We start from the raw sequence: 1,142 nt of genomic DNA, 5'->3' as shown, positions 1-1,142 counted from the left end.
GCTGGCCTCTAAGGCACTGATTGAATGTAAGACACTGACCTTGACTGAGTTAGGTCGAAATTTACCAACCACGGCCCGAACCAAGCACAACATCAAGCGCATTGATCGTTTGCTCGGCAACACGCATCTGCATCAAGAACGGTTAGCTGTCTACCAATGGCATGCCAGCCTCATCTGTTCTGGTAACCCTATGCCGATTGTGCTCGTCGATTGGTCAGACATCCGAGAGCATAAACGCATCATGGCTCTGCGCGCCTCAATAGCCTTCAATGGCCGCTCTATTACCCTGTATGAGAAGTCCTATCCCCTATCAGAACAATGCTCTAAGGCCTCCCACAACGGTTTTTTAGCGGACTTAGCCAAGATTTTACCTTTGCATGTTACCCCTCTCATCGTGACTGACGCGGGGTTCAAAGTGCCTTGGTACAAAGAGGTTGAGGCGCATGGTTGGTTTTGGCTAAGCCGTATTCGCGGTACAGTTCAATTTGCAGATATTGGCGCTGAAAATTGGCGTGCAGTTCGCAGTACACATGACTTGGCCAACGGTCAAGCGAAGAGCCTGGGTTGTAAGACCTTGACCAAAACTAACCCTATCAATTGCCATCTCACGCTTTATCGTAGCAAACCTAAGGGGCGTACAAATCAGCGTTCAACGAGGACTAATTGCCACCATCCATCGGCAAAAACGTACTCAACATCGGCGAAAGAGCCTTGGGTGTTAGCCAGCAATTTACCACCAGAATCTCGGAGCCCAAAGCAGCTGGTAAACCTGTACGCCAAACGTATGCAAATAGAGGAAACCTTTCGTGACCTCAAAAGCCCGGCATACGGCTTTGGCTTACGCCAAAGTCGTACCAACAGTCCAGAGCGATTCGACATCATCCTACTGATAGCGTTGATGGTTCAATGCCTGTTGTGGCTAGTTGGTTTACACGCACAGCAACAGGGCTGGGATAAGCATTTTCAGGCCAATACCATTGGGCATCGAACGGTACTCTCAACGATTCGCTTGGGATTGGAGGTACTCAGGCGGCCTGATTATCAAATCACGGAGAAAGAATTGCTGGCGGCCTGGGTATTATTCGCCAATCAGTTGCTCAAATATGGCTATGCTATGGCTGATTTATGAGGGGATCCTTCAG

The 1,142-nt window shown here is 49.3% G+C and carries 1 protein-coding gene; it reads left to right on the top strand.

Annotated elements, in window-relative coordinates; genetic code table 11:
- Window positions 1-1,129, top strand: a 1,129-nt coding sequence (locus B5P39_RS24325) for an IS4-like element IS10A family transposase (RefSeq protein WP_140418356.1), incomplete at its 5' end; no start/stop codon positions are given.
- Between the last annotated feature and the right edge of the window lie 13 nt (window positions 1,130-1,142).

The sequence above is a fragment of the Shewanella sp. Shew256 genome (assembly GCF_002196695.1).
Classification (GTDB): domain Bacteria; phylum Pseudomonadota; class Gammaproteobacteria; order Enterobacterales; family Shewanellaceae; genus Shewanella; species Shewanella mangrovisoli.
This window is presented reverse-complemented; position numbering and strand designations above follow the sequence as displayed.